General features: G+C 68.3%; 26 protein-coding genes and 1 tRNA gene. 8 read left to right on the plus strand and 19 right to left on the minus strand.

Annotated features, from left to right (window positions below):
* From V7Q42_RS14105 to V7Q42_RS14140, 8 genes are all read right to left on the minus strand, one after another.
* Positions 1 to 820 (minus strand): 2Fe-2S iron-sulfur cluster-binding protein (locus tag V7Q42_RS14105; protein ID WP_333824730.1); only part of this gene is annotated, 820 nt, incomplete at its 3' end.
* Between the two features lie 9 nt (positions 821 to 829).
* A complete protein-coding gene (gene nuoF / locus V7Q42_RS14110) occupies positions 830 to 2,113 on the minus strand; it encodes an NADH-quinone oxidoreductase subunit NuoF (protein ID WP_333824731.1) in 1,284 nt (427 codons plus the stop codon).
* A gap of 83 nt (positions 2,114 to 2,196) precedes the next feature.
* Complete coding sequence (gene nuoE / locus V7Q42_RS14115; RefSeq protein ID WP_333824732.1) at positions 2,197 to 2,850, minus strand: NADH-quinone oxidoreductase subunit NuoE; 654 nt, start codon at positions 2,848 to 2,850, stop codon at positions 2,197 to 2,199.
* Between the two features lie 72 nt (positions 2,851 to 2,922).
* Positions 2,923 to 4,116: an NADH-quinone oxidoreductase subunit D gene (locus tag V7Q42_RS14120; protein WP_333824733.1), complete on the minus strand. Its 1,194-nt coding sequence runs from the start codon at positions 4,114 to 4,116 to the stop codon at positions 2,923 to 2,925.
* Positions 4,117 to 4,150: 34 nt separating this feature from the next.
* A complete protein-coding gene (locus V7Q42_RS14125) occupies positions 4,151 to 4,348 on the minus strand; it encodes a hypothetical protein (RefSeq protein WP_333824734.1) in 198 nt (65 codons plus the stop codon).
* 16 nt (positions 4,349 to 4,364) lie between these two features.
* On the minus strand, positions 4,365 to 4,964 hold the full coding sequence (locus V7Q42_RS14130) for an NADH-quinone oxidoreductase subunit C (protein WP_333824735.1): 600 nt from the start codon (positions 4,962 to 4,964) through the stop codon (positions 4,365 to 4,367).
* Positions 4,965 to 5,008: 44 nt separating this feature from the next.
* On the minus strand, positions 5,009 to 5,590 hold the full coding sequence (locus V7Q42_RS14135) for a NuoB/complex I 20 kDa subunit family protein (RefSeq protein WP_333824736.1): 582 nt from the start codon (positions 5,588 to 5,590) through the stop codon (positions 5,009 to 5,011).
* Positions 5,581 to 5,946 (minus strand): NADH-quinone oxidoreductase subunit A, encoded by a 366-nt coding sequence (locus V7Q42_RS14140; RefSeq protein WP_333824737.1) that lies wholly within the window; start codon positions 5,944 to 5,946, stop codon positions 5,581 to 5,583. Before V7Q42_RS14140 ends, V7Q42_RS14135 begins: the two co-directional genes overlap by 10 nt.
* A 705-nt stretch (positions 5,947 to 6,651) precedes the next feature.
* Between V7Q42_RS14140 and V7Q42_RS14145 the strand changes: the two genes are divergently transcribed.
* Positions 6,652 to 6,728, plus strand: a tRNA-Asp gene (locus V7Q42_RS14145).
* A gap of 208 nt (positions 6,729 to 6,936) precedes the next feature.
* Here V7Q42_RS14145 and V7Q42_RS14150 read toward each other — a convergent pair.
* Entirely contained in the window at positions 6,937 to 7,290 is a 354-nt protein-coding gene (locus tag V7Q42_RS14150; protein WP_333824738.1) for a MoaD/ThiS family protein, read from the minus strand.
* Positions 7,291 to 7,640: 350 nt separating this feature from the next.
* Here V7Q42_RS14150 and V7Q42_RS14155 point away from each other — a divergent pair, with 350 nt between their 5' ends.
* Both V7Q42_RS14155 and V7Q42_RS14160 read left to right on the plus strand, forming a co-directional pair.
* Positions 7,641 to 8,687, plus strand: a complete 1,047-nt coding sequence (locus tag V7Q42_RS14155; RefSeq protein ID WP_333824739.1) for a hypothetical protein — start codon at positions 7,641 to 7,643, stop codon at positions 8,685 to 8,687.
* Positions 8,684 to 10,600: a molybdopterin biosynthesis protein gene (locus tag V7Q42_RS14160; protein WP_333824740.1), complete on the plus strand. Its 1,917-nt coding sequence runs from the start codon at positions 8,684 to 8,686 to the stop codon at positions 10,598 to 10,600. Before V7Q42_RS14155 ends, V7Q42_RS14160 begins: the two co-directional genes overlap by 4 nt.
* A gap of 272 nt (positions 10,601 to 10,872) precedes the next feature.
* On the opposite strand, the gene V7Q42_RS14165 is transcribed toward V7Q42_RS14160, so the two are convergent.
* Positions 10,873 to 11,244 carry a winged helix-turn-helix domain-containing protein gene (locus V7Q42_RS14165; protein ID WP_333824741.1) on the minus strand — a complete coding sequence of 124 codons (372 nt, stop codon included), beginning with the start codon at positions 11,242 to 11,244 and terminating at the stop codon, positions 10,873 to 10,875.
* Between the two features lie 380 nt (positions 11,245 to 11,624).
* Here V7Q42_RS14165 and V7Q42_RS14170 point away from each other — a divergent pair, with 380 nt between their 5' ends.
* From V7Q42_RS14170 to V7Q42_RS14190, 5 genes are all read left to right on the plus strand, one after another.
* Complete coding sequence (locus V7Q42_RS14170) at positions 11,625 to 12,101, plus strand: 4Fe-4S dicluster domain-containing protein (RefSeq protein ID WP_333824742.1); 477 nt, start codon at positions 11,625 to 11,627, stop codon at positions 12,099 to 12,101.
* A gap of 17 nt (positions 12,102 to 12,118) precedes the next feature.
* The gene (locus V7Q42_RS14175; RefSeq protein WP_333824743.1) at positions 12,119 to 13,966 is read left to right on the plus strand and encodes an aldehyde ferredoxin oxidoreductase family protein; all 1,848 of its coding nucleotides are present in this window, start codon (positions 12,119 to 12,121) and stop codon (positions 13,964 to 13,966) included.
* 83 nt (positions 13,967 to 14,049) lie between these two features.
* Positions 14,050 to 15,318, plus strand: a complete 1,269-nt coding sequence (locus tag V7Q42_RS14180; protein ID WP_333824744.1) for an NAD(P)/FAD-dependent oxidoreductase — start codon at positions 14,050 to 14,052, stop codon at positions 15,316 to 15,318.
* A 243-nt stretch (positions 15,319 to 15,561) separates the two neighbouring features.
* The gene (thiS, locus tag V7Q42_RS14185; protein ID WP_333824745.1) at positions 15,562 to 15,864 is read left to right on the plus strand and encodes a sulfur carrier protein ThiS; all 303 of its coding nucleotides are present in this window, start codon (positions 15,562 to 15,564) and stop codon (positions 15,862 to 15,864) included.
* A gap of 64 nt (positions 15,865 to 15,928) precedes the next feature.
* The gene (locus V7Q42_RS14190) at positions 15,929 to 16,207 is read left to right on the plus strand and encodes a hypothetical protein (protein WP_333824746.1); all 279 of its coding nucleotides are present in this window, start codon (positions 15,929 to 15,931) and stop codon (positions 16,205 to 16,207) included.
* Positions 16,208 to 16,240: 33 nt separating this feature from the next.
* Here V7Q42_RS14190 and V7Q42_RS14195 read toward each other — a convergent pair whose 3' ends face one another.
* The 9 genes from V7Q42_RS14195 to fosX all read right to left on the minus strand — a co-directional run bounded on the left by V7Q42_RS14195 (position 16,241) and on the right by fosX (position 25,538).
* Complete coding sequence (locus tag V7Q42_RS14195) at positions 16,241 to 17,302, minus strand: Gfo/Idh/MocA family protein (protein WP_333824747.1); 1,062 nt, start codon at positions 17,300 to 17,302, stop codon at positions 16,241 to 16,243.
* A gap of 44 nt (positions 17,303 to 17,346) precedes the next feature.
* The gene (locus V7Q42_RS14200; RefSeq protein WP_333824748.1) at positions 17,347 to 18,090 is read right to left on the minus strand and encodes an ABC transporter ATP-binding protein; all 744 of its coding nucleotides are present in this window, start codon (positions 18,088 to 18,090) and stop codon (positions 17,347 to 17,349) included.
* Between the two features lie 3 nt (positions 18,091 to 18,093).
* Positions 18,094 to 18,837 carry an ABC transporter ATP-binding protein gene (locus V7Q42_RS14205; RefSeq protein ID WP_333824749.1) on the minus strand — a complete coding sequence of 248 codons (744 nt, stop codon included), beginning with the start codon at positions 18,835 to 18,837 and terminating at the stop codon, positions 18,094 to 18,096.
* Positions 18,834 to 19,838, minus strand: a complete 1,005-nt coding sequence (locus tag V7Q42_RS14210) for a branched-chain amino acid ABC transporter permease (RefSeq protein WP_333824750.1) — start codon at positions 19,836 to 19,838, stop codon at positions 18,834 to 18,836. Before V7Q42_RS14210 ends, V7Q42_RS14205 begins: the two co-directional genes overlap by 4 nt.
* Positions 19,835 to 20,713 (minus strand): branched-chain amino acid ABC transporter permease, encoded by an 879-nt coding sequence (locus V7Q42_RS14215; RefSeq protein WP_333824751.1) that lies wholly within the window; start codon positions 20,711 to 20,713, stop codon positions 19,835 to 19,837. Before V7Q42_RS14215 ends, V7Q42_RS14210 begins: the two co-directional genes overlap by 4 nt.
* A 196-nt stretch (positions 20,714 to 20,909) precedes the next feature.
* Positions 20,910 to 22,046 carry an ABC transporter substrate-binding protein gene (locus V7Q42_RS14220; protein WP_333824752.1) on the minus strand — a complete coding sequence of 379 codons (1,137 nt, stop codon included), beginning with the start codon at positions 22,044 to 22,046 and terminating at the stop codon, positions 20,910 to 20,912.
* A 106-nt stretch (positions 22,047 to 22,152) separates the two neighbouring features.
* A complete protein-coding gene (locus tag V7Q42_RS14225) occupies positions 22,153 to 24,087 on the minus strand; it encodes a bifunctional sugar phosphate isomerase/epimerase/4-hydroxyphenylpyruvate dioxygenase family protein (RefSeq protein ID WP_333824753.1) in 1,935 nt (644 codons plus the stop codon).
* Positions 24,088 to 24,331: 244 nt separating this feature from the next.
* A complete protein-coding gene (locus V7Q42_RS14230; protein WP_333824754.1) occupies positions 24,332 to 25,042 on the minus strand; it encodes a response regulator transcription factor in 711 nt (236 codons plus the stop codon).
* 49 nt (positions 25,043 to 25,091) lie between these two features.
* Positions 25,092 to 25,538, minus strand: coding sequence for a FosX/FosE/FosI family fosfomycin resistance hydrolase (gene fosX / locus V7Q42_RS14235; protein ID WP_333824755.1), 447 nt, complete (start codon positions 25,536 to 25,538; stop codon positions 25,092 to 25,094).
* Between the last annotated feature and the right edge of the window lie 124 nt (positions 25,539 to 25,662).

Below are 25,662 nucleotides of genomic sequence, written 5' to 3' on the forward strand. Positions count from 1 at the left end.
CGACGACGTGGCGGGTCTTGTCGGAGATCCACTCCTCGTTCACGTCCTCGTTGAGGCGCGGCAGGATGCGGACGACTTCGCGGCCCTTGACGTCGACGCGGATGTTGCAGCCGACGGCGTCCATGACGTCGATCGACTCGGTCTTGGTCAGCTCCCACGGACGGGCGGTGAACTCGTAGGGGCGCGAGGTCAACGCGCCGACCGGGCAGAGGTCGACGACGTTGCCCTGCAGCTCGGAGGCCATGGCGGCGCCGAGATAGGTGGTGATCTCGACGTCCTCGCCGCGCGAGATGAGGCCGAGATCGCCGGCGCCGGCGACTTCCGCGGTGAAGCGGACACAGCGCGTGCACTGGATGCAGCGCGTCATCACCGTCTTGACCAGCGGGCCGATGTACTTGTCCTCGACGGCGCGCTTGTTCTCGTGGAACCGGCCGGCGTCGATGCCGTAGGCCATCGCCTGATCCTGGAGATCGCACTCGCCGCCCTGATCGCAGATCGGGCAGTCGAGCGGATGGTTGATCAGCAGGAACTCCATCACGCCTTCGCGGGCGCGCTTGACCATCGGCGTGTTGGTGTAGACCTCCGGCGGCTCGCCGTTCGGGCCCGGGCGCAGGTCCTTGACCGACATGGCGCAGGAGGCCTGCGGCTTCGGCGGACCGCCCTTCACCTCGACCAGACACATGCGGCAATTGCCGGCGACCGACAGGCGCTCGTGGAAGCAGAAGCGCGGCACTTCCGCGCCGGCCGCTTCACAGGCCTGCAGCAGCGTCGCTTCCGCTGCGACGTCGATCTCGTTGCCGTCGATCTTGATCTTGGCCATGCCCGTTCCTCACTCCGCCGCCACGCGCATCGACTTCTTGGAAGCGATGCGCTCTTCGATCAGGGGGCGGAAATGCTTGATCAGTCCCTGGATCGGCCACGCTGCGGCGTCGCCGAGCGCGCAGATGGTGTGTCCCTCGACCTGCTTGGTGACCTGGAGGAGCATGTCGATCTCCGACATCTCGGCCTCGCCCTTCACCAGACGTTCCATGACGCGCCACATCCAGCCGGTGCCCTCGCGGCACGGCGTGCACTGGCCGCAGCTCTCGTGGCGATAGAAGTAGGACAACCGCGCGATCGCCCGGATGACGTCGGTCGACTTGTCCATGACGATGACCGCCGCGGTGCCGAGCGACGAACCGACGCCCTTGAGGCCGTCGAAGTCCATCGGCGCGTCGAGGATGTCCGCGGCCGGCACCAGCGGCACCGAGGAGCCGCCCGGGATGACGCACAGCAGGTTGTCCCAGCCGCCGCGGATGCCGCCGCAGTGCTTGTCGATGAGTTCCTTGAAGGGAACGCCCATCTCCTCTTCGAAGGTCGCCGGCCGATTGACGTGGCCGGAGACGCAGAAGAGCTTGGTGCCGGTGTTGTTCGGGCGGCCGAAGCCGGCGAACCAGGCACCGCCGCGGCGCAGGATGGTCGGCGCCACCGCGATCGATTCGACGTTGTTGACCGTCGTCGGGCAACCGTAGAGGCCGACGTTGGCCGGGAACGGCGGCTTCAGACGCGGCTGGCCCTTCTTGCCCTCGAGAGACTCGAGCAGCGCCGTCTCTTCGCCGCAGATGTAGGCGCCGGCGCCATGATGGACGTAGAGGTCGAAGGGATAGCCGTGGACGTTGTCCTTGCCGATCAGCTTCGCCGCGTAGCACTCGTCGATCGCCGCCTGCAGCGCCTCGCGCTCGCGGATGAACTCGCCGCGCACGTAGATGTAGGCGACGTTCGCCCCCATCGCGAAGGAGGCCAGGAGGCAGCCCTCGATCAGGTGGTGCGGGTCGTTGCGCAGGATCTCGCGATCCTTGCAGGTGCCCGGTTCGGACTCGTCGGCGTTGACCACCAGATAGTGCGGCCGGCCGTCGGAGACCTTGGGCATGAACGACCACTTGAGGCCGGTCGGGAAGCCGGCGCCGCCGCGGCCGCGCAGGCCCGAGGCCTTCATCTGGTCGATGATCCAATCGCGACCCATTTCCAGGATCTGCTTGGTGCCGTCCCAGAGGCCACGCGACATCGCGCCCTTCAGGCTCTTGTCCTGAAGACCGTAGATGTTGGTGAAGATGCGGTCCTTGTCGTGGAGCATCGGTCTCTTCCCAGTCGCCTCTCGAACACCACCCGACGTCGCCGCCGGATCGTTCCGCCGTCCGTCGCCGGACGGCGTCCTCGTCACTTGCCCTGCGTCACGATGTTGACGCGGTACGAACCGTCGTAGAGCCCCGGATCGGTCAGCGACGTCTGGCCGCCCTCGGCCATGGCGCCGTTGCGGCCGTTCTGCGGGCCGGGTGCAGGCGTCTCGCCGCGCTCGAAGGCATCGAGCACCGCGTTGAACGTGTCGATCGTCAGGTCCTCGTAAGTGTCGCTGGCCACCGCCACCATCGGGGCGTTGACGCAGGCACCCAGGCACTCGACCTCTTCCCACGAGAACCTGCCGTCGGCGGAGAGCTCGTGGGCGTGATGGGCGATGCGGGTCTTGCAGACCTCGATGATGCCGTCGGAGCCGCGCAGCATGCAGGGCGTCGTACCGCACACCTGGATGTGCGCGACCGACCCCACCGGCGCCAGCTGGAACTGAGTGTAGAAGGTCGCCACCTCCAGCACCCGGATGTGCTTCATGCCGAGCCGGTCGGCGATCGTCTCGATCGCCGCCTTGGAGACCCAACCCTCCTGCTCCTGCGCCCGCATCAGGAACGGGATCACGGCGGAGGCCTGCTTGCCGGCCGGAAACTTGGCGATGACCGTCGCGGCCCAGGCCTCGTTCTCGGGGCTGAAGGCGAAGGAGGCCGGTTGGACCTCGGTGGCGGCGAGCCTGCGGACGCTCATGAAATCCTCGGACGGTCGATCGTACGTGTATTCGTTCGACGGGGTTCTTCACTCCGCCGGTTCATTCCGGCCTCACCGGTCGACGTCGCCGAAGACGATGTCGAGCGATCCCAGGATCGCCGCCACGTCGGCGAGCATGTGACCGCGGTTGAGGAAGTCCATCGCCTGGAGATGCGCGAAGCCGGGCGCCCGGATCTTGCAGCGATAGGGCTTGTTGGAGCCGTCGGAGACGAGATAGACGCCGAATTCGCCCTTCGGCGCCTCGACGGCGGCATAGATCTCGCCTTCCGGAACATGGAAGCCTTCGGTGAAGAGCTTGAAGTGGTGGATCAGCGCTTCCATCGAGCGCTTCATGTCGCCGCGCTTGGGCGGCACCACCTTGTGCGTCTCGGCCGACACCGGCCCGACGCGCTCCTTGCCGAGCAGCCGCTCGACGCACTGCTTCATGATGCGGTTCGACTGGCGCATCTCGAACATGCGGATGAGATAGCGGTCGTAGCAGTCGCCGTTCTTGCCGATGGCGATGTCGAAATCCATCTCGTCGTAGCACTCGTAGGGCTGCGACTTGCGCAGGTCCCACTTGGCGCCCGAGCCGCGCAGCATGACGCCGGTGAAGCCCCAGTTGAGCGCGTCCTCGAGACTGACGACGCCGATGTCGACGTTGCGCTGCTTGAAGATGCGGTTCTCGGTCAGGAGGCCTTCGAGATCGTCGACCACCTTGTCGAAGTTGTCGCAGAACTTGCCGATGTCCTCGACCAGCTTCTCCGGCAGGTCCTGGTGGACGCCGCCGACGCGGAAGTAGTTGGCGTGCATACGAGCGCCGGAGGCGCGCTCGTAGAAGATCATCAGCTTCTCGCGCTCCTCGTAGCCCCACAGCGGCGGGGTCAGCGCGCCGACGTCGAGCGCCTGAGAGGTGACGTTGAGAAGATGGGAGAGAAGACGGCCGATCTCGCAGTAGAGCACGCGGACGAGCTGACCGCGCTTCGGCACGGTGAGGCCGATGAGCCGCTCGGCGGCGAGCACGAAGGCGTGCTCCTGGTTCATCGGGGCGCAGTAGTCGAGCCGGTCGAAATACGGGGTGGCCTGGGCGTAGGTCTTGTTCTCGATCAGCTTCTCGGTGCCGCGGTGAAGCAGACCGATGTGCGGGTCGGCGCGGGTGACGACTTCGCCGTCGAGCTCCAGCACCAGACGCAGCACGCCGTGCGCGGACGGGTGCTGCGGCCCGAAGTTGATGTTGAAGTTGCGTACCGTCGCTTCGGCGCCCATCGCGCGGTCCCTCGATCCATCGTGGTTCTCCCGGTCAGGGGAGAATTCCGAACCTGGCGATCAGCCACCCGATCACCGATCCGGTCACCACCAGCGCCAACCAGCGCCAGTTGCGACCCCATGTTCGCTCCCAGACCGTGGAGCCCACCTGCATCGCGGTGGTCACGATCGGGATCAGGAGAACGACGAACAGCAGAAGCAGGACGATCGGTCCGATGCTCGGCTGTGTCATTCCCCCTCCCCTGCCGCTATCCGGCCTTCTCGTCGCCGGGCAGGACGTAGTCGGGTCCTTCCCAGGGGCTGAGGAAGTCGAAGTTGCGGTATTCCTGCGTGAGCTTCACCGGCTCGTAGACCACCCGCTTCTCGGTCTCGTCGTAGCGAACCTCGACGTAGCCCGACATCGGGAAGTCCTTGCGCAGCGGATGACCGTCGAAGCCGTAGTCCGTGAGGATGCGACGCAGGTCGTGGTGCCCGGTGAAGAGGATGCCGTAGAGGTCGTAGGTCTCGCGCTCGAACCAGTCGGCACCCTGGAAGAGGGCCGTCGCCGAGGGAACCGGGGTCACTTCGTCGGTCTCGAGCTTGATGCGGACGCGGGTGTTCTTCGTCGGCGACAACAGGTGATAGACGACGTCGAAGCGCTTCTCGCGCGCCGGCCGGTCGACCCCGCAGATGTCGGTGAAGGCGACGAACTTCAGGTCCGGATCGTCGCGGAGCGTCTTCAGCACGTCGAGGACGGTCTCCGGCGTCGCCTGAAGCACCACCATGTCGACGCCGACCGACCAGCCGGCGATCCTGTCGCCGAGCTTGGCCGCGATGGTCTCGCCGAGAGACTTGAGCGATTGAGCCATGCTTCCTCGACCTTTCCGGCGCCTCGCGGCACCGCCACGAGACTTCAGCGTTCGATGGTGCCGGTACGGCGGATCTTCTTCTGCAGCAGCAGCACGCCGTAGAGCAGCGCCTCCGCGGTGGGCGGGCAGCCCGGCACGTAGACGTCGACCGGCACGATGCGATCGCAGCCGCGCACCACCGAGTAGGAATAGTGATAGTAGCCGCCGCCGTTGGCGCAGGAGCCCATCGAGATGACGTAGCGCGGCTCCGGCATCTGGTCGTAGACCTTGCGCATCGCCGGGGCCATCTTGTTGGTCAAGGTGCCGGCGACGATCATCACGTCGGACTGGCGCGGTGAGGCGCGCGGAGCGAAGCCGAAGCGCTCGCAGTCGTAGCGCGGCATCGCCATCTGGATCATCTCGACCGCGCAACAGGCCAGACCGAAGGTCATCCACATCAGCGAGCCGGTGCGCGCCCAGTTGATGAGGTCGTCCGTCGCGGTGACGATGAAACCCTTGTCGGCGAGCTCGTCGTCGATCTTCAGGAAGAAGGGATCCTCCGCACCCACCGGCTTACCGGTGTTCGGATCGATGATCCCCTTGGGAGCGGGAGCGACCAGCGGCGAAGACGGTTGGATCAGTCCCATTCCAGGGCCCCCTTCTTCCACTCGTAGACGAAGCCGATGGTGAGGACGCCGAGGAAGATCATCATCGACCAGAAGCCGAACCAGCCGAGACCGCCGAAGGCCACCGCCCACGGGAACAGGAAGGCCACTTCGAGATCGAAGATGATGAAGAGGATCGACACCAGATAGAAGCGGACGTCGAACTTCATGCGCGCGTCGTCGAAGGCGTTGAATCCGCATTCGTAGGCCGACAGCTTCTCGGGATCCGGCTTCTTGTAGGCGACCAGGAAGGGCGCGATCATGAGAGCCAGGCCGATGACGCAGGCCAGCGCGAGAAAGACGACGATCGGCAGGTATTCGCTGAGCAGGGCTTGCATGGCGATCCCGTTCCTCTCCCCCGATCCGGGAAGCGATCCGCGATCCGAGATCGTGGATCGGACTGCTCTCGCCGGGTTCCTCGCGCCGATTCTGGGAACACGGCGCCGTCACGGCGAGGATACGACGAATTCGCGGCTGCGACCCGTCGTCACGACGGCACGCTTAGCTCAGCCACCCCCGCGACGCAAGCGCCTTCACCCGCTCTTTTGGTCGAGTGTGGGGGGACGATCGGAAGACCCCGCATCCCACACCCTACCGCGGCGCAACAAAGCGCACCGCCGCGGAATTTCGCGCTTTCCCCGCGGTTTCGGCGATTCGCCCATTTCTTCGCTCGGGCCCGCGCGTGCGGCCGCGACCCCGGGATCACAGGATGCGAGACCCTCGTCGACGGCCGCTCCGATCCGCCTCGCCGCGGCTCGCGAAAAGAGGGCGGCGAAAGGCTTTCCCGGGTTCAGCCGATTTGGCGCATTCTGGTATTACACAATAGGTCGACCTCGACCAAAGTTCCATCCACCTCACCCCGGTGCACCGGCGGTTCGCCGGCCGCGATCGGCGAGGATCGGAGAAAGCGCGGCGAAACCGGCTTTTCCACCGGCTGCCGACGACGCCGGAATCTTCGCCGGCAAGAGGTGCTTGACACCGGAAGCCGGGCACCTTAAACGACCCTCCATCGCCGACGGGGCACGCCCCCGAAGCGGTCCAGCGGGGGTGTAGCTCAGTCGGTTAGAGTGCCGGCCTGTCACGCCGGAGGTCGCGGGTTCGAGCCCCGTCACTCCCGCCATTTCTTCCTCGGAAGAATTCCGGACATCGAAGAATCCACGACATCGTCGAAACGAGTGGAACCGCGCCTCGCGCGGCTCTCGCCGTTCGACCGTTCCGCCCTCTCCTCCTCGATCCTCCTCCCCGTCTCGGCCCGACCTCCGCCGGATCGCCGACACCGCTCCGACATTGAGATTTCGCGCGCGCGTGCGCGCGAGGCCGGAAACCGCTCACACCACCGGCGAACCGTAGCCGAACGAGTAGGGAACCGGCCCGGAGAAGGCGAGAACGTCGCCTTCGTCGAGCGTCGCCTCGCGGTTGATCAGGCCGCCGCCGTAGACGCCGGGCGAGATGTCGCGACCGTTGCGCAACACCAGGAAGACGTCGGCCGGCGGCAGGCGCAATCGGTCGACGACGTCGCCGACGGTGGCGCCCGCCTCGAGTTCCATGCGCCGCACCGGCCCCTCCGGCCCGGCATGCCGAGTGAGGCTGTTGAACAGCCGCACCTCGATGGCGATCGTCGCCCCGCCGGCATTGTGTCCGAGCCCGGCCGGCGCCTGCTCGGGAACCTCGTCTCGCCGCATCGCCTTTTTCGCCTCCTCGCGCCCGCGCGCGTCGACCCGCGAAGATAGGCGACGACGGCGCGAACCCCTTGATCGCGGTCAAGACGGTCGCCGAGCGAAGTCGGTCCGGCCGCTTCGCCGTGCATCGCATCGCCCGCTCGCGAGGTCGCGCCCGACCGTCCACAGGCCTCCCGCGCCGACCGATTCCCTCTGGCCGAGCGACGGCCGACCCGCCATTATGGCGCCACGAACACGACGGATCGGCCCGGCACGCAACGGGATCGACGGAGGAAACGGGGATTCGATCCAGGATGAGCCGCGACGCGACGCCCGCCGCCCTCACGCCACTCTCCCGGCTCCGCGACGACATCATGAGATTCGCCGGTCCGGTGGCGCCGCGATCGGTGCCGTCGGCCGAGACGATCGGCGCGATCGCGGCCGAGGACGTCGTCGCCGCGACGGCGGTGCCGACGACGGCGGTGGCGCTGATCGCCGGCCATGCCGTCGCCTCGATCGAGACCGTCGGTGCCTCGCCCTATGCGCCGGCGAACCCCGCGCGGCTGGTTCCGGTCGCCGCCGGCGCCCCGATTCCCGACGGCTGCGACGCGGTGGTGCCCGCCGACGCCGTCACCCACGACTTCGGCCTCGCCTCGGTGCAGCAGGCGGTGGCGCCGGGCGAGAACCTGCGCCGCGCCGGCGAGGATTTCGCTGCCGGAACGCGCCTGGTGACGGCGGGGACGCGCATCGCACCGCATCTCGCCCTCCTCGCCGACGCGATCGGCCACGCGACCCTGTCGATTCGCCGTCCGCGCGTCGCGGTCCGCCACGCCGACGCGCCGGAGGCATCGCGATCGGCGCGGCTCGTCGCGGCGATGGTCGAGGCGGATGCCGAAACCACGATCGGAACCGTCGATGCACCGATCGGCGCGGCCGACCTCGTCCTCTTGGTCGGAAACGCCGAGATCGGCCCCGAAGACGCGGCGCTCGCCCTCCTCGACGGTACGGGCCGGCGTCTCGGCCACGGCGCGGCGCTCGCCGGGCTCGAATCGCTCGCCTGGGGGACGATCGCCGACCGCCCCGCCCTGGTGCTGCCGCATCGCCCGGAGGCGATCTTCGCCGCGCGCCTCACCCTGATCGAGCCGCTCCTCACCGCCCTCGCCGCGGCGCGCGAACCTCCGCCGACCGAGACCCGGCCGCTCACCCGCAAGATCGTGTCGCAGGTGGGGATGAGCGAGATCGCGCTCCTCGCCCGTGACGGCTCCGCGTGGCGACCGCTCGCCACCGGCGGCCTGTCGTGGTCGGCGATCGCCGCCGCCGACGCCTTCGTCGAACTGCCGCCGCAGAGCGAAGGACAGGCCGAAGGCACTCTCCTCACGGCCCGCGCCCTCACCTTTCCCCCGCTTCGGAGTACCCCATGAAACAGGACCAGTTTCTCACCGTTCTCGGCCGTGACGAGGCGCTCGCCCGGTTCGAGGCGGCGCTCGCGGCCGAACCGGTCGGGGTCGAGACGGTGCCTCTGGCCGCCGGCCTCGGCCGCGTGGTGGCCGAGAACGTCGTGCCGGCGATCGACGTGCCGCCGTTCGATCGCTCGACCATGGACGGCTTCGCGGTGCGCGCCGCCGACGTGGCCTCCGCCTCCGAAGTCGCTCCGGTGACGCTTCGCCTCACCGGCGAGACCATCGCCTGCGGCACCGCACCGAAGCACGCGGTCGCGGCCGGCATGGCGACGGTGATCGCCACCGGCGGGCCGATCCCGCGCGGCGCCGACGCGGTGGTGCCGGTGGAGTGGACCGAACCGGGCGCCGACGGTGCCGTCGTCGTCCGCCGCGCCGTGGCGAGCGGCCAGAATCTCGCCTACGCCGGCTCGGACCTCGCCCGCGGCGAGGTGCTGCTGCGCCGCGGATCGACCGTCGGCTCGCGCGAGATCGGCATGATGGCCGCCTGCGGCATCGGTTCGCTCGCCGTCTTCCGCCGACCGAAGGTGGCGGTGATCTCGACCGGCGACGAACTGGTCCAGCCGGGCGAGGCGCTGCGTCCCGCCGCCATCTACGATTCGAACGGGCCGATCGTCGCCGCGGCGGTCGCCGAGAACGGCGGCGAGGCCGTCGCCTACGGGGCGATCCCCGACGACGAGGAAAAGCTGCGCGCCGCGCTCCACGAAGCGCTCGCCACCTGCGACATGGTCATCCTTTCCGGCGGCACCTCCAAGGGCGCCGGTGACTACACCGCCCGCCTCGTCGGCGAACTGGGCTCGCCCGGCATCGTCGCCCACGGCGTGGCGCTGAAGCCGGGCAAGCCGTTGTGTCTGGCGGTGTGCGAGGGCAAGGCGGTGGTGGTGCTGCCGGGCTTCCCGACCTCGGCGATGTTCACCTTCCACGAATTCGTGGTGCCGTCGCTGCGCCGTCTCGCCGGGCTTCCCGCCCGCGCCGAGGCCAAGCTCGACGCCACCGTGCCGGTGCGCGTGCCGTCGGATCGCGGCCGCACCGAATTCGTCATGGTGTCGCTCGGCGAGGGCCCCGAAGGCGAACGCATCGCCCATCCGGTATTCAAGGGTTCCGGCTCGATCTCCGCCTTCGCCCAGGCCGACGGCTTCGTCATGGTCGACGCCCTCGCCGATCAGATGCCGGCGGGCACGCTGAGCGAGGTCACCCTGTTCTCTCCCGACGTGCGCATCCCCGATCTGGTGATCGCCGGATCGCACTGCGTCGGGCTCGAGCCGATCATCGATCGGCTGGCGGCCGAGGGCTGGGTGGTGCGCGTCCTCGCCCTCGGCTCGCTCGGCGGCATCCAGGCGGCCAAGCGCGGCGAATGCGACATCGCCCCGACCCACCTCCTCCACGCCGAGACCGGCGCGTGGAACCGCCCCTATCTCGGCGACGACATCGATCTCGTCGAAGGCTGGCGGCGCGTCCAGGGCATCGTCCACCGGCCCGGCGATCCCCGCTTCGAGGGCAAGACGGTGACCCAAGCGATCGAAACGGCGGCGAGCGCACCCGACTGCCTGATGGTCAACCGCAACCAGGGCGCCGGCACCCGCATCCTGCTCGACGGTCTGCTGGCCGGTCGACGTCCCGAGGGCTACTTCAACCAACCGCGCTCGCACGGCGCCGTCGCCGCCGCGGTCGCCCAGGGGCGGGCCGACTGGGGCATGGCGATCCGGGCGGTGGCCGAACCCTACGGCCTCGCCTTCATCCCGTACGGCGACGAGCACTACGACTTCGCCATCCCGAAGAATCGCATCGAACGCCCGGCGGTGAAGGCTTTCCTGAAGGCGCTGGCCGAGGAGAGCGTACGGGCGGAGTTGCGGAGGATCGGCTTCGAGCCGGCGTGAAGGGCAAGTCTCGCACGGCCGAGGGCGGAGATTCTGTGCGCATCCGAAGGGACGGCGTTTTCGGCCGGCACTCGTCCCGTCATCCCCGGCTGGAGCACTCGGAGAGTGCGGAGGGAAAGGGGATCCATCGGAGAGGCAACGGATTCATCCGGCACGATCGGGGGCGGCACGATCGGGGGCGGCACGATCGATGGCCCCCCTTCCCTCGCCCTTCGGGCTCGCCGGGGGTGACGGGCGGATGATGCCCATGACGTGCTCCGGAGACGTCCCCCTCAACAACCGTCGTCCAACCCGTCCTGCGCTTCCGGCGCCGCCATCAGCGCCTCGAGGGCGGCGACGTGCGGCGCGGCCGCCTCTTCGGTGGCGAGGAGCAGCGCCCGATAGCGCTCGACCACCTCGCGGCCGAGATCGGTGAGCGCCGCGCCCCCTCCCCCGGCGCCGCCGGTGTGGCCCTCGACCAGCGGCCGGCCGAAGGCCTTGTTGAGGTGGTCGATCAGCTCCCAGGCGCGCCGGTAGGTCATGCCGGTGGCGCGCCCTGCCGCCGAGATCGAGCCGGTCTCGGCGATCGCCTCGAGCAGCGACACCTTGCCGTGGCCGATGCGCGTCTCCGGGTCGAGCTTGAGGAACAGACGGATGGCGATCATGGCGGCGGCTCTCCCCGGGCGAATGCGATTTTCCCGCCCCCGACGGTCCACCCGTTCGGAAGCCGATTTCGGTCGATCTTATTCGAGTCCACGGCGAAACGAAGCGTTTCCCATCGCCGCCACGCTCTCGAGCGATCGAAAAAATCCCCCCGGCCGCGGATTGCAAAACCGCCTGCCACTGTTATGAATCGTTCCAACTACGAAGTAGTTCGGATGAAACGACGCGTTGTTCGCTTGTAAGCATAACGCTTTCGCTGCGATTTCGCATCGTTTTGCTCGAACGACCACAAAGATTTTCATATCGGGGGGAGACGCGGACGCCGCCACGGGGCGGAGTACGTCGGACTCCCTCTCCCGCAACCCAAGGGAGGGCGCTCGGCATGATGAATTCGCTGCACATCGACCCCTCGAAATGCACCGGCTGCCTCCAGTGCGAGATGGCCTGTTCGTTCGAGAACCACGGTGTCTTCGCCACCTCGAAGTCGCGCATCAAGGTGTTCGACTTCCATTCGACCGGCCGCAAGGTGCCCTACACCTGCACCCAGTGCGACGAAGCCTGGTGCATGCACGCTTGTCCCGTGGGCGCCATCTCGGAAGACAAGAAGACCGGCGCCAAGGTGGTCAACGAGACGACCTGCGTCGGCTGCAAGGTGTGCACGATCGCCTGCCCCTTCGGGACGATCAACTACGTCGCCGACACCGGCAAGGTGCAGAAGTGCGACCTGTGCGCCGGTTCGCCGGCCTGCGCCGAAGCATGCCCGACCGGTGCGATCACCTTCGTCGACGCCAACTGGACCGGCCTCGACCGCATGCGCGCCTGGGCCGAGAAGCTCGACACCCAGACGGCGACGGCCTGAGACGAGGAGGATCGAACATGTCCTGGCAACGCAAGATCCTGCGCGTCGACCTGACCGCCGGCACCTGCACCCCCGAAGACCTCAACATGGACTGGGCGCACGAGTATCTCGGCTCCCGCGGACTCGGGACGAAGTATTTCGTCGAGGAGGTCGGCGCCAAGGTCGACCCGCTGTCGCCCGCCAACAAGCTGATCTTCGCCACCGGGCCGCTCACCGGCACGATGGCTTCGACCGGCGGCCGCTACACCGTCATCACCAAGGGCCCGCTCACCGGCGCCATCGCCTGCTCCAACTCGGGCGGCTACTTCGGCGCCGAGTTGAAGATGGCCGGCTGGGACATGGTCATCCTCGAGGGCAGGTCGCCGAAGCCGGTCTATCTCCACATCGAGAACGACACGGCCGAACTCGTCGACGCCGCGGAGATCTGGGGCACGTCGGTGTGGCACACCGAGGAGCACCTGAAGAAGAAGCATCAGGACCCGCTGATGCGCGTCTCCTCGTGCGGCCGCGCCGCCGAGCAGGGCTGCCTCTACGCCGCGGTGGTCAACGACCTGCACCGCGCCGCCGGCCGCTCCGGCGTCGGCACCGTGATGGCCTCGAAGAACCTCAAGGCGATCGCGGTGCGCGGCACCAAGGGCGTCGCCACCATCCGTGACCCGAAGGCCTTCATGGAGGCCACCAAGGCGGGCAAGAAGGTGCTCGCCGACAACGCGGTCACCGGCCAGGGCCTGCCGGCCTACGGCACCCAGGTGCTGATGAACGTCATCAACGAGATCGGCGCGCTGCCGACCCGCAACCATCGCGACATCCAGTTCGAAGGCGCGCGGGACATCTCGGCAGAAGCCATGGCCGAGAAGCGTCCGACCGACGGCAAGGCCAATCTGGTCACCAACCAGGCCTGCTTCGGCTGCACCATCGCCTGCGGCCGCATCTCCCAGCTCGACAAGACGCACTACACCGTCGTCACCAAGCCGCAGTACTGGGGCGCCTCCGGCGGCCTCGAATACGAAGCGGCCTGGGCGCTGGGCGCCGCCAACGGCGTCGACGACCTCGAGGCGCTGACCTACGCCAACTTCATCTGCAACGAGGACGGCTTCGATCCGATCTCCTTCGGCGCCACCGTCGGCGCGGTGATGGAGCTCTATCAGATGGGCGTCCTCACCAAGGAGCAGATCGGCATCGAGGCGCCGTTCGGCTCGGCCCGGGCGCTGACGTTCCTGGCGGAGAAGGTGGCGCTCGGCGAGGGCTTCGGCCGCGAAGTCGCCATGGGTTCGAAGCGGCTCTGCGAGAAGTACGGCCATCCGGACCTGTCGATGTCGGTCAAGGGCCAGGAATTCCCGGCCTACGACAGCCGCGGCATCCAGGGCATGGGCCTGACCTACGCCACCTCCAACCGCGGCGCCTGCCACCTGCGCAGCTACACCGTGGCCTCGGAAGTGCTGGGCATCCCGATCAAGACCGACCCGTTGGCGACCGAAGGCAAGGCGGGCCTCGTCAAGGCCTTCCAGGATGCCACCGCCGCCTTCGACTCGGCCGGCATCTGCATCTTCACCTCCTTCGCCTGGACGCTGGCGGACGTCGCACCGCAGCTGCAGGCCGCCTGTGAAGGCGACTGGAGCCTGGAGAACCTGGAGAAGGTCGGCGAACGCATCTGGAACATGGAGCGCATGTTCAACAACGCCGCCGGCTTCACTTCGAAGGACGACAGCCTGCCCAAGCGCCTCCTGACCGAACCGGCCAAGACCGGCCCGGCCAAGGGTCTGGTCAACGGCCTCGACAAGATGCTGCCGGAATACTACCAGCTGCGCGGCTGGACGCAGGATGGCGTGCCGACCAACGAGACGCGCGTGCGCCTCGGGCTCTGACCACGCCCCATCATCGCGGGCCGCGCGGGGCGAGACCTCCGCGCGGCTCTCTTCGTCCGAGACCGGACCTGCGGGAGCGCCTCATGAGACACGTCATCATCGGCAACGGTCCGACCGGTGTCGTCGCCGCCGAAACCATCCGCAAGAAGAACCCGACCGACGAGATCGTCATCGTCGGCGACGAACACGAGCGGCCCTATTCGCGCATGGCGATCCCCTACCTGCTGGAGGGCAAGATCGCCGAGAGCGGCACGCTGCTGCGCCACGATCCGCACCATTGGGAACGGACCGGCATCTCCCTCGTCGAAGCGCGCGCCACCTCGATCGACGCGGCGGCGGGTCGGGTGTCGCTGTCGAACGGCGACGCCCTCCCCTACGACCGGCTGCTGATCGCCACCGGCTCGCACCCCGTCCGCCCGCCGATCCCGGGTATGGACCTTCCCGACGTCGTCTCCTGTTGGACGCTCGACGACGCCCGCAAGATCCAGGACCGCCTGCGCCCCGGCGCCAAGGTGCTGCAGATGGGCGCCGGCTTCATCGGCATGATCATCATGGAGGCGATCGCCACCACGGTGAACAAGACCGGCGGCAAGCTCACCGTCGTCGAGATGGGCGACCGCGTCGTGCCGCGGATGATGACGCCCGAGGCGAGCCGGCTCATCCAGGGCTGGAGCGAGAAGGCCGGCGTCGAGATCCTCTGTTCGACCCGCGTCGCCTCGGTCGCGGCGAAGGCGAGTGGCGGTCTCACCGTCACCTTCGGCGACGGCGCGTCGCGCGACTTCGACTTCGTCATCTGCGCCACCGGCGTGGTGCCGACCATCGACTACCTGAAGGGCTCCGGCGTCGAGATCGGCAAGCTCGGCGGCATCGTCGTCGACGCCCGCATGCAGACCACGGTCCCCGACATCTACGCCGCCGGCGACTGCACCGAGTCGGTCGATCTCTCCACCGGTGAGTTCATGGTCAACGCCATCCAGCCCAACGCCGCCGATCAGGCGCTGGTCGCCGGCGCCAACATGGCCGGCGGCGCTGCCCTCACCCGCGGCGGCCTCAGGATGAACGTGCTCGAGACCTTCGGTCTGATCTCCACCTCCTACGGCCAGTGGTGGGGCGCGGAAGGCGGCGAGCACGTCGAGGAGGTCGACGCCGACGAATTCCGCTACATCCGGCTGGAGTTCATGGGCGATCGAGTGATCGGCGCCACCGTGGTCGGCCGCACCCACCACATCGGCGCCCTGCGCGGCCTCATCCAGACCGGCGTCAAGTTGACGGCGGAGTGGAAGGCGCGCCTGATGACCGACCCGAACAAGTTCATGGACGCCTACCTCGCCTGCGGGCAGTCGGCGGCCTGATCCGAGGTTCGAACGATCCGTTCGAGCCTCTTCGGCGGTGCAGCGATGCCGCCTCGCCCGACGGTGGGCGGCTTCGACGAGGGGGTTCGGCGTCGCGAAGGACCCGCCGAATCCCGAAGCCGAGAAACATGCGAGAAAATACCTAGATCACCCCTTGATCCGTCGCATCGTCGCGCCAGATCACAAGACGACGGCGGGGAAACTCGCCGGACGGCTGGTCGAAGGGGGGCCGAGGAGGACCCGATGATCCATTCTCTTCCGATGAGGGGGTTGGTGCCGGAGACCGGTCGGACCGTGACGATCACGTTCAAGCTCTTCGCCCTGCTCGAGCGCTTCCTGCCCGAGGGTGCGAGCCGCAACGAGATCCGACTGTCGGTACCCGACGCCACCACGCCGGGTGCCATCATCGCCGCCCTCGACCTGCCGGTGGCGCTCTGCGCCCTCGTCATCCTCAACGGTGTCTTCGTCCCTCCGGAGGCCCGTGATACGCAGGCCCTCGTCGACGGCGATGTTCTGGCGATCTGGCCGCCGATCGCCGGTGGCTGATCGCATCAATCCCCCGCAAGGCAACTGGCCCCTGGTTCCCTCCCCGGAACCGGGGGTCTTCGTCGTGACCTACGAGATGGCGTTGACGCCGGCCGAACTGCACCGGCTGGCGGTGCATCTCGACGGCGGGGCGGAGATGGAACGCGGCGAGCGCTTCGCCGCGGCGCGTCTCGCCGACGGGAGGGCATGGCGGATCACGCTGGGTCCCGAACGCGAGCGCCGCATCGCCCTGATGCGCTTCCCCATCTGCGACGCCGAGATCCGCCTCGAAGGCTTCGAACGCCCGGCGGCCGATGCCTTCCTGACGCGGTTCCACAAGGTCTTCCAGAAGGGCGGCGGCTGACCCCGCGGGGTGTCCCCGCCCGCGACGCCGCGATCAGTCGACCGCCTCGACTTCGACGCTGCCGCCGTCGCGCGCCGCCCGCGCAATCGCCTCGATCACCGCCAGGGTGCGGGCGCCGTCGACGAGGCTGCAACGCGGCGTCTCGCCGTCTCGGATCACCCGGCGGAAATGGGCGACCTGCTCGACGAGCGGGTCGACCGGCTCGGGGGCGAGCGACGAGCGCTCGAGCGGCTCCCACCATCCCGCCTTCGTGCCGTAGCGCCACAGCGTCAGGTCGGGCAGCGACAGCGCCCCGCGGGTGCCGGCGATGTGGAAACAGTGCTCGCTCTGCCGCGGATAGACCGGCGCCTCGCCCGCTGTCATCTCCCAACTCCACGGCGCCGCGGCGGTGTCGGAGAGGAGGAAGGTGCCGAGTGCCCCGCCGGCGAAGCGAACCAGCACCGCGGCGGTGTCCTCGACCTCGAAGCCGCGACGGACGTTCGAGGTGATCGCCTGGACATGCGTGATCTCGCCGACGATGGCGCGGATCAGATCGACATCGTGGACGAGGTTGATCAGGATCGGTCCGGCGCCGGCACGACGACGCCAGGCGACATCGAAATAGTCGTCGGGTTTGAGGAACAGGGTGAGCCCGGAGACCGCCACCGGCGTGCCGATGTCGCCGCGCGCCACGATCTCCTGCGCGCCGCGCACGATCGAGCCGTGGCGGCGGTGATGGCCGACGAGCACCGGCACCCCGACGTCCCGGGCCGCTGCGATCATCCGCCGGGCGGCGGCGAGATCGCCGGCCACCGGCTTCTCGACCAGCAGCGGCAGGCGATGAGCGAGGACCGCGAGGGTGCCCTCCTCGTGCAGCTGATTGGGCGTGGCGAGGATCACCCCTTCCGGCCGGGTGTCGGTGATCGCCCGTTCGAGATCGGCGAAATGCGGTGCGCCGTATTCGGCGGCGACGGTCGCCCCGGCGACGGCCGGATCGACGATGCCGACGAGCCGACACATGGGATCGGCGGCGAGACGCGCCGCATGGACGCGGCCGATCAGCCCGGCGCCGACGAGGAGGATGCGGACGGGTTCGGTGGATCCGCTGGTGTTCATCGATCGATCGCTCCCTCCCGCCTGCCGAACGTCGCTCGTCGTCGTCACGCCGCCGCCTCGGCGAGCGAACCGCCGAGGAAGAGCTGGCCGACGCGCGGGTCGTTCAGGATCTTGTCGGCCCGGTCGAACATACGCGTCCGGCCGAGCTCGAGCACCAGTCCCCAATCGGACATCGCCAGCGCCGAACGGGCGTTCTGCTCGATCATCAGGATCGAGACGCCCTGGTCGCGCTGTTCGATGAGGAAGCGGAAGGTCTCCTCGACGAGCAGCGGCGACAGGCCGATCGACGGCTCGTCGATGAGGATCAGCTTCGGGTCGAGCAGCAGGCCGCGGGCGATCTCGAGCTGCTTCTGTTGTCCCCCCGACAGCGTCCCGGCCTGGACGTCGCGCTTCTCGCGCAGCGCCGGGAAGCGGTCGAGCGCCTTGTCGATCCGGGCCGGCATGTCGGTGAGGCCGCGCCCGGCGGCGATGCCGCCGAGCTCGATGTTGTGGAACACCGACAGCTCCGGGAAGATGTTGCGGCCCTGCGGCACGTAACAGATCCCCGCCTCCAGCAGGGCGCGCGGTTCGAGGTTGGTGACGTCGCGCCCGGCGTACGCGACGCGCCCCTCCCGCGCGCGAAGAAGCCCGAACAACGTCTTGAAGACGGTGGACTTTCCCGCGCCGTTCGGGCCGATCACGGTGGTGATCGAGCCCTTCGGAACTTCGAAGGTGGTGCCGTTGAGGATGGTCATCTTGCCGTAGCCGGCGACGAGACCTTCGACCCTCAGGATCGGTTCTTCGCTCATGGCTCAGTGTCCCAGATAGGCTTCGACGACGGCCGGATCGGCACGGACTTCGGCCGGTGTTCCCTGCGCCAACACCCGGCCCTCGGCCATGACGACGACGCGCGAGCACAGGCTCATGACGAAGTCCATGTTGTGTTCGATGACGACGAAGGTCGCCCCCTGCTCGCGGTTGATCGCCTCCAGCCGCTCCTTCAGCGCCGCCAGCATGGTCGGGTTGACGCCGCCGGCCGGCTCGTCGAGCAGCACCAGCTTCGGCCCGGCCATGAAGGCCATCGCCGCGTCGAGCAGCTTCTGCTGGCCGTAGGAGAGGCCGCCGGCCTTCTGATCGGCGAGATGATCGAGCTCGAAGAAGGCGATCATCCGATTCGCCGCATCGGTGAGCCCGGCATCGCCGCGGCCGAAGAGGCGGGAGAGCTTGGTGCCCCGGTGCTCCTGGCCGGCGAGGATGAGGTTCTCGCGCACCGACAGGGTCGGGAAGACCTGGAGGAGCTGAAAGGTGCGGCTGACGCCGAGCTTGGCGAGCTCGGACGGGTAGAGGCCGGTGACCGGCCGCCCCTCCAAGAGCACCTCGCCGTCGGTCGGCGTGAGCTGGCCGAGGATGCAGTTGAACAGGGTCGACTTGCCGCAACCGTTGGGGCCGATGATGCCGAGGATCTCGCCCTTGTTCACGTGGAAGTCGACACCGTCGACGGCGCGGATGCCGCCGAAGTACTTCCGCATGCCCTTCACTTCGAGAACGCGGGTCATCGGGCCTCACTCCCCTCCAGCATCGGACGGGCGGCGGCGCGCATCTCGGCAGCACGGCGTTGAGCCACGTGTTCGCGAGCGCGCTCGACGAGGCCGAGGATCCCGGTCGGGCTGAACACCAAGAGGATCAGCACCACCGAGGCGTAGACCAGCAGGTACCAGCCGCCGGTGGCGCGCAAGAGTTCCGGCAGCACGAAGGAGAGGAAAGCGCCGACGAACGGGCCGAGGAAGAAGCCCGAACCGCCGACCACCACCGTCAGCAGCATGACGAAGGAGGCGGAGATGGCGAAGGGCGCCGGATCGATGAACTCGACCAGCGGCGCATAGAGCGCCCCGGCGAAACCGCCCCAGGCGGAACCGATGGCGAAGGCGAGGAGCGTGTAGGTGCGGATGTCGACGCCGAGCGAAGCCGCCCGCATCCAGTTCTCGCGCAGCGCCTGGAAGGCGCGGCCCCAGGGCGACCGCAACAGCCACCACATGGCCAGCGACAGCCCCACCGTCACCACCAGCACGAAGCGGTAGAACGGCAGGGCGCGCGACAGGTCGAGCCCGAAGATCACCGGTCGCGGGATGTTGGAGAAGCCGTAGACGCCGCCGGTCAGCCATTCCTCGTTGCGGGCGACGAGGAAGACGAACATGGCGAAGGCCAGCGTCACGAAGGCGAGATGGTGGAACTTGACCCTGAGCGCCGGAAAGCCGAGGACGACGCCGACGCCGAAGGACAGCGCCCCCGAGACGAGAAAGGCGACCGGCCACGCCACGCCGTGGTTCTTGGTGAGGATCGCCGTCGTGTAGGCGCCGATGCCGACGAAGGCCGCCTGGGCGAGCGATTTCAGGCCGGCGTAGCCGAGGGTGAGGTTCAGCCCCATGGCGGCGATCGCCATCACCAGCCACAGCGACACGACGTAGAGGCCGTAGGCCTTGAAGCCGACCGGGATGAACCACAGGAGCGGCGCGGCGATCGCGATCACCACGAGATTCGGGTCGAGGCGGCGGATCATACGGTGCGCTCCTCGCGACGGCCGAGAAGACCCTCGGGCTTGAACAGGATGAAGACGACGAGGAGGCCGAGCGGCACGGCGGTGCGGTAGCCCGACGAGACGTAGGCCGCGGCGAGATTGTCGACGAGGCCGACGATGAACCCGCCGGCGAGCGCGCCGCGCACCTGATTGAAGCCGCCGACGATCGCCGCGATGAAGGCGGAGAGGCCGATGACCTCGCCGTTGGAGAACTTGGCCAGATAGATCGGCGAGATCAGGTACGAGGCGAACACCGCCAGCCCGGCGTTGATCAGGAAGGTCAACAGGATCATCCGCTCGACGCGGACGCCGAGGATGCGGGCGACCGTCGGGTTCTGCGCCGTCGCTTGCATGGTGCGGCCGAGCCGGGTGCGGGTGACGAAGAGCTGCAGCGCCACGATCGCGGCGATCGCCACGACGAAGACGGCGACGTCGCGGAGCGACACCGCCGCGCCGAGGAGCGAGAACGTGCCCTCCGGCACCATCGACGGGAACTGCGCCGCCTGCGCGGAGTAGCCGTCCTTCGCCCCTTCCTTCATCAGGATCGACAGCGCCATGGTGGCGATGGCGAGCGGCAGCACCCCGTGCTTCAGCATCGGGTCGACCAGGAAACGCTTGAAGCCGACGCCGAAGAGCAGGAGGAACACGGCCGTCGCCAGCATCGCCGCCGCCCAGAACGGCAGATGCAGCAGATCGCGGGCGGCGAGCGCCAGGATCGCCGGCAGCATGACGAACTCGCCTTGGGCGAAGTTGATCGTCTGCGAGGTCTGCCAGACCAGGGTGAAGCCGATCGCCGCGAGCGCGTAGATCGCGCCCGTGGCGAGACCGGCGACCAGCAGCTGGAGGAACTGATCCATCGGGGAACCTCGGGGTTCGGTGGCCCGGCCGCGCCGCGTCCCTCGCCGTTCGGGAAATGCCGCCGCATCCACCGGTCGGGCGTCGCGGTGGACATCCGCTCTTCGGAAGAGACGGGCGGGAGGACGATGTCCCCCCCGCGCCGTCAGGTGCGGCATTCGTCGTGGGAGTTCGGCGGATGCCGGTCACGGAGCCGGATCAGGGGTTGATCATCGGCAGGACCTTGGTGATCACTTGGCGGCCGTCCTTGACCTCGGCGAGGAAGCTCTCGCGGTCGACGTCGCCGACGTCGTTCCACTTGGTCTCGATGAGGATGCCGGGGACATCCTTCGGCGAGATCCGGAAGCCGTGCATGGTCTTCATCAGGGCTTCACGGTCGAAGGAGCCGTTCTTCTCGGTGGCGGTCTTGATCGCCCACACCGAGGTGTAGCCTTTGATGCCGTTGTGGTCGGACTTGTAGTTGTACTTGGCCTGAAAGGCGTCGGAGAAGGTCTTGAAGCCGGGGATCGGCGCATCGACCGACAGACCGACGTGACCCTTGACGCCGTTGGCGGCGTCGCCGGCCAGTTCGATCACCTTGGCGCCGAGCAGTGTGGTCTCGCCGACCAGCGGCTTGTCGATGCCCTGCTGCTTGGCGGCGCGCAGGAAGCGGGCGCTCTCTTCTTCGTTGAGATAGACGAACACCGCGTCGGCGTTCGAGCCCTTCACCTTGATGGCGTCGGCGGCGAAATCGGCCTGACCGGATTCGGTGGCGATGTCGGCGGCCACCGCGATGCCGCGCTTCTGCAGCTCGGGGATCATCGCGTCGCGGCCGCCCTTGCCGAAGTCGTTGTTGACCCAGACGATCGCCACCGACTTGGCCTTGAGGTCGTCGCGGAACCAGTTGGCGAGCTTGGGCATCGCGTCGGCCTGATTGAGCGACGAGCGGAAGAGATAGGGGTTGCCCTGCTTGGTCAGTGAGGCCGCCTCGCCGCCGACGAACTGCGGCACACCGGCCTTCTGGGCGATCTGCATCGAGGCGCCGATCGGGCCGGAGAACACCGGTCCGAGGACGACGTAGGTGCCCTCGTCGATGGCGCGCTGCACGGCGGCGCGGGTGTTGCCCGGGTTGGTCTGGGTGTCGTAGTGGGCGATGTCGATCTTCTTGCCGAGGATGCCGCCCTTGGCGTTGATCTCGGCGACGGCGAGGTCGACGCCGTTCTTCCAGTTGGTGCCGGCGGTGGCGCCCGCGCCGGAGAGCTCGATGACGTCGATCAGCTTGACGCTGTCCTCGGCCGCGGCCGGGACGACGAAGGCGACGGTGGCGAAGAGAGCCGCGGCGAAGGTGATTTTCATTTCGGTTTCCTCCCGGTGACGGACGGTTCGTTGGACCGTCTCTCGTGTGGATCCCGGCCCGGGCGGGGTCGAGATCGATGGCGTGAAGTCGACCCTCGAGCCGCCCTCACAGATATTCGACGATGTCGCCGCGCCGGCGCAGCTCGGCGAGTGCGGCCATGCGGGCGGGCGCGTTGGCGGCGCCGTAGAGATCGTAGCCACCCTTGCGGCTCACCACTTCGAAGAAGAAGCGGTCCTGGAACGGCGTGCCGTAGAGGTGGAAGAACTCCGCCTCGCCGGTGCGATCGTAGAGGATGCCGAGGTGCTGCATCTCGTCGACCAGCGCGTCGTCGAGGCCGAAGCGGGCGGCGACGTCGGCGTAATAGTTGGGCGCGATCGACAGGATCGGCGCACCCGCCGCCTTCAGCGCCCGCGCCGCCGCCCAGATGTCGGCGGTCTCGAAGGCGATGTGGTGGACGCCGGCACCGGAATAGGTCGAGACCGACCGCGCCGTGGCGGTGCGCCGACCTTCCGAGATGTTGAGCGGCATACGGATGCGACGCGACGCATCGGAGACGGCGCGCGAGCGCACCAGACCGTAGGGGTCCGGCAGCAGCCAGGTGGTCTCCGGTTCCAGCCCGAGAACGGCCCGATGGAACAGCACCCAGCTGTCGAGATCGTCCTCCGGCAGCGCCTCGGCGACATGGTCGATGCGGCCGAGCCCGACGGGGGACCGATGCGGGATGCCCTCGAGGACGAAGTCGCTCTCGAAGGCGTAGCCGCCGCCGGCGTCGCGGCCGGTGAAATAGACGAGGCTGCCGTCGTGGTTGCGGATCGCCGGGATGGTCATCTCACCGGCACCGATGCGGCCCTCGAAACGAGCGGCGCCGTAGCTCTCGGCGCGGGCCAGTGCGGCGTGCGGATCGTCGGTCTCGAGCGCCAGCGCGCAGACCGACGGGCCGTGCATCAGGTAGTAGGCCTGAGCGACGCTGTCGCGCTCGGAGTTGATGACGAAGCGGATGTCGCCCTGCCCCCAGAGATCGACGTCCTTGGAGCGATGGCGGCCGAGCTTGGCGAAGCCGAAGGGCGCCAGCCACGCCTCGAGTTCGGCGCGCGCACCGTGATCGACGGCGAATTCTACGAAGGCGAAGCCGTCGAGATCGGCGGCCGGCGGCGGATCGAAGAGTTCGACCCGGCGGCGGATGCGCTTCTTCTCGCCGGCCGGCGCGGCGGCGGCGTCCGCCGCGAGCAGACCGCGGGTCTTCTCCTCCAGCCACAGCAGCGAGCGCATGGCGTCGCGGGCGGTGGTGCGCGGCGCAGCGCGGCGCAGTTCGTCGTTGAAGATCTCGAGGCTGATCGGCCCGGCGTAGCCGGCGGCGATCACCGCACGCAGGAAGGCCGGCACGTCGAACTCGCCCTGCCCCGGCAGGCAGCGGAAATGGCGCGACAGGGTCAGCGCCGACATGCCGAGACGCGGCGCGTCGGCGAGCTGGACGAAGAAGATGCGTTCGCCCGGCACCTCGGACAGGCCGCTCCGGTCGTCGGGCAGCGCCAGGGTGTGGAAGCTGTCGACGATGAGGCCGAGGTGGGGATGATCGGCCTTTTCGACCAACCGCCAAGCGTGATCGAAGGTCTTGATCCGGGTGCCCCAGGACAGCGCCTCGAAGCCGATCTTGAGGCCGCGCTTCGCCGCCCGCTCGGCCAGCGCCCGGAGCTGCGCCGCGGCGCGTTCGTCGTCGTCGATGGCGTCGGGCGAGACGTTGGAGCACACCAGCATCAAGGGCGCACCGAGATCGCCCATCAGGTCGAACTTGCGTTCGGCCCGATCGAGATTGCGGGCGAAGGTGGCGTCGTCGACGCCTTCGAGATCGCGAAAAGGTTGGAACAGCTCGATGGCGAGGCCGAGGTCGGCCGCCATCGCCGCCACCTGCCGGGGATTGCCGGGGAAGAAGGTCAGATCGTTCTCGAAGATCTCGACGCCGTCGAAGCGGGCGATGGAGATCGCCTCGAGCTTTTCCGGCAGCGTGCCCGACAGCGAGACGGTGGCGATCGAGCGCCGCATGTCGTTCTCTCCCTGAACCCCGGCCATCGTTTTCCGATGTGCCGCGCGGGCGCCGTCTTCGGCGTCTCCGCATTCGTTGCCGAACAATGTCCGACATGCCCGGGCACGCCGCACGGGGCGCTCGTCATGTTCCGACATGACGAAAGTCACTTTATACAATCGATTGAAATTCCGAAAAGACCGATGAAACCGTCGCGTTCCGTCGTTCCGAGGGGGAAAACTCGTCCCGTCGCCCGAAATCCTCTCACCGCCGCGGCCGGCCCAGCGCCTTCACCGCCAGTTCGGTGCGGGTCTGGACGTGCAGCTTCTCCATGATGCGGCTGACGTAGTTCTTCACCGTGCCCTCGGCGAGGTGGACAGCATCGGCGATCTCGCGGTTCGAGCGGCCCTTGGCGACGAGGGCGAGGATCTCCTCCTCGCGTTCGGTGAGCGGCTCGTCGGCCGCCTCCCCCTCCCCCGCCACCGGCACCTGCGGCCGGGCGCGGCGGAACTCCTCGAAGACTTTCCGCGCGACGAGCGGCGACAGGCGCGATTCGCCCCGCTTCACCGCGCGGATGGTGTCGAGGATCTCGTTCTCGGAGGTGTCCTTCAACAGATAGGCCTGTGCCCCGGCGGAGATCGCCTCGAACACCAGATCGTCGGTGTCGAAGGTGGAGAGCGCCACCACCTGGCTACCCGGATGTTCGGCGACGATGCGACGGGTGGCGGCGATGCCGCCGAGGCGCGGCATCTGGATGTCCATCAGCACGATGTCGGGGCGGTAGCGGCGGACGAGATCGATCGCCTCGACACCGTCGGCGGCCTGACCCACCACCTCGATGTCCGGCTCCATCTGGAACATGGTGGCGAAGGCGCGGCGGATCAGTTGCTGATCCTCGGCGATGACGACGCGGATCGCCTCGGCCGGCGCGGCGTCGGCATCCGTGGGGGGCTCGGGTCGGTCGCTCGGCGCCATGGTGTCTCGGTCTCGGTTCGATCGATGAGACGCCGTCCACGGACCCCGGTCAAGCGCTCGGTGGCTCCGCGGCATAGCGGGCGAGCCGTTCGCCGAGCGTGCCGGTGTGCAGTTCGAAGAGATGGCCGTCGTGGTCGTGGAAATAGATCGAGCGGCCCTCGCCGGGAACCCGTGGCCGCCCCTCGCGCAGGTCGAGGCCGAGCGAGCGAACCGCGGCGAGCGAGCGATCGTGGTCCGCCTCGGCGATGCGGAGGGCGACGTGGTCGTAGCTGCGCGTCGTCGGACGCTCGCCCTGCATGATGGCGATCCAGATCGGCGCCGGCGCATCCGCGTCGCCGGGCTCACCGCCGACCAGGAAGAAGCGTTCCGGCGACAGCGAGAAGGTGTTCGCGCCGCTGTCGTAGACCCGCCGCGCGCCGAGCACGGTGGTCAGGATCTCCTCCACGGACTCGAGATCGCGGACGACGAAGGTGATGTGGCTGAGACCCAGGACCATGGCGTGAGCAGAGCCCACGCAAGGGCCGAAGGCAACCGGAAAGCCCGGCCGCGAGGAGGATCGCGGGAAGAACGAGGGTCCCGCGCCCTGTGCGGGCGAGCAAGAATGCCGGGGAACGCATCGC

This window comes from Pinisolibacter sp., from assembly GCF_036782435.1.
Classification (GTDB): Bacteria; Pseudomonadota; Alphaproteobacteria; order Rhizobiales; family Ancalomicrobiaceae; genus CALBKH01.